The 2,425-nt window shown below is 46.4% G+C and carries 3 protein-coding genes; all 3 read left to right on the top strand.

The genetic code is table 11. From position 1 onward, the window contains the following. The coding region (locus H5T41_11010; protein MBC7109287.1) for a polysaccharide biosynthesis C-terminal domain-containing protein at positions 1-246 on the top strand (246 nt) is incomplete at its 5' end. Between the two features lie 120 nt (positions 247-366). Continuing rightward, positions 367-1,596: a glycosyltransferase family 4 protein gene (locus tag H5T41_11005; protein ID MBC7109286.1), complete on the top strand. Its 1,230-nt coding sequence runs from the start codon at positions 367-369 to the stop codon at positions 1,594-1,596. A 157-nt stretch (positions 1,597-1,753) separates the two neighbouring features. After that, positions 1,754-2,425, top strand: a 672-nt coding sequence (locus H5T41_11000; protein MBC7109285.1) for a hypothetical protein, incomplete at its 3' end; no start/stop codon positions are given.

Below are 2,425 nucleotides of genomic sequence, written 5' to 3'. Positions count from 1 at the left end.
GCTGCTGTGGCCACCAATATAGCCTTAAACCTGCTGTGGATCCCCCGCTATGGAATCGTAGGCGCCGCTTGGGCTTCCACGGTGTCTTATACAGTTTCCTTCTTGGGCGCTCTTTTCTTCTACTGTCGCCTTTCCGGCAACCGGTGGACCAAGGTAATATTGCCTCAGCGGGGTGACTGGGCGCTATACTGGAAAACAGTGGCGACGTTAAGGCAATGGGTACAAAGCAAGCTACAGAGGCGCTAAGATGAACAGACAGAAAAACGCTTTCTCGACGGGCCACGTTGGGGTATTTCTTTTCTCGAAGATTTTGTTATGTGGATTTGAGTTAGTCACCTTAGTTGTGGGTAAAAGTTGTGAAAGTCAATGATGAAGAAGGTTGTGATGATAGCTTACTACTTCCCTCCCGCAGGTGTTGTAGGGAGTTTTCGCGTAGCTAAATTTGTCAAATACTTACGGCAGTTTGGCTGGGAACCCGTGGTTCTGACGGTGAGGGAGGATTGTTATTCACCAGCTGTGTGGTTGGATTACGAGTTGCTTAATAGAAATATACCTGAGGACGTTCACATATACCGAACACGGACATGGTACTCTAAGATTGTCAATGATGAGGGAATAAAATGGTTGCCCTTTCTTCTACCCAAGCTTGTCCAGGTTATTCGTAAAGAGCACCCTTGCTTGTTATATTTCACAGGAGGACCATTCTTTCCTCTTATCGCGGCCCCTCTCATGAAAGCTTTTTTCGGGCTACCTTACGTCATTGATCTCCGCGATCCCTGGAGATTGGCGCATCGTAAAACTCCGCCTCGAGGAGTAAAAGCTTACTTAGGGCAGTTATTAGCACGTCTCGCTGAGCCAATCGTCGTTAAACACGCAGCAAAGGTCGTATGCGCCACCGAGCAAATGTGTAAAGAATATCGCGAGGAGTACCGCTACTTGCCCTCACAGAGGTTTGTGACTATTACCAACGGCTATGATCCTGACGACTTTTCTGAAGTTAAACCCTTTCGATTCGCGGACATCACTGTTGTATATACAGGTAAGTTCCGCACCTCAGAGGCATTTCGTGATCCCCTGCCTTTCTTCAAAGCCCTACGGATACTTAGAGAACGCGGGCGAAAGGTTCATTTTGTTCATGTCGGAAACCTTGAAGAAGAAGTTATGAATTTAGCCAAAAGTGTCGGGGTTCAAGATCTAGTAGAGTTCGTAGGACCGCGTCCCTACAAGGAGGCTTTAGCTTACGCGAAAGGAGCTGACGTACTACTTCTAATCGGAGGGGGACAGAAGAGCGAGCAGACAAGCAAAATTTTTGATTACATAGGTTGTAAAAGACCAATATTGGCGCTGACTTCTCGAGATACCGAGATTGCCAAAGTACTCAAAGAAATTCCTAATGTCATAGTGATTGAGAATATTGTTCCCGAGATCATTGCGGACGCAATAGAGAAGATGTGTTTTGGACGCCAGAAGGTAGAGCAAACGCCAAATTTTGACGAAAAATATCATAGAAGGACTCTGACCGGTCTTTTATCCAAGGTATTTGACGAAGCGCTTAAAACGGAGATCAAGAGAAAAGAAAATGCTCGAGACCGTTAAAGCTGTTTTAAGCAAACTTCTGGACTCTGGGTAAGCGGATTGAAGCAAATACACGAACTTGTGGAGCAAAGGGAGCGAGAAAATTATGCTGGTGAATAAACAATGGTGTCGGCGAACACTATCATACGCTTCGCGTTCCAATTGTTTGGTGTGGCTATTGGCTATTGTGACGGCTTCTCTAATTGGGGTTCTGGTTGTCTCTCCACACTTCAGTCTTCTTGTTTTGGGTTTGGCGGCAGGAGTTGCAGGGTTCCTCTTGAAATTACTTCAATCCCTGCATATCTCGGCATTCCGTATTGAGAAGACTTGTTTTTACTTGGCATTCGTTACCGGCTTTTTCGGGGTCGCCCTTTTTTCAATCGATCTCGGCCCCTTTACACTATTTCCCTACCGGATCTTCTTGCCAATTCTTTGGGGGTTGTTCGTGGTGCGGGCACTTCTTCAAGGGAAAATCGTGCTTCCAGTGAGAGGTGTTAAGCTTTATATGGCGTTTTTTGGCTTCTGGATGGCTTACGCTTTGATTAGCCTGGCTTGGGCAGCATCTAAGGTTGACGCTATCCGTCACTTAATTTTCCTCTTTATGGGCGTCTCGGTGATCTTTTTTGCAGTGTACTATTTCCGTAACCTATCAGACCTCAACAGACTCCACTGGATATGGTTCAGCGTGTTTGTTGGTTTGATCCTGCTGGGATATTGGGAACATTTAACTGGACAACATTTGCCAGTATCGGGCTACTACGGTGAAACCCGTGCCAGATTCATGTTTCGGCCGACAGGGGTGTTTCATAACCCAAACGACTACGCGACGTTTCTTGCGCTAGGTATTCCA

It is taken from the genome of Methanomassiliicoccales archaeon, assembly GCA_014361295.1.
GTDB lineage: Archaea > Thermoplasmatota > Thermoplasmata > Methanomassiliicoccales > JACIVX01 > JACIVX01.
Note: the sequence above shows the minus strand (reverse complement) of the source record. Positions and strands in the feature narration are given on the sequence as shown.

Bases quoted from the DNA above. Each gene is read 5' to 3' on its own strand.
- H5T41_11005 (MBC7109286.1), top strand. From the start codon at position 367: ATGATGAAGAAGGTTGTGATGATAGCTTACTACTTCCCTCCCGCAGGT.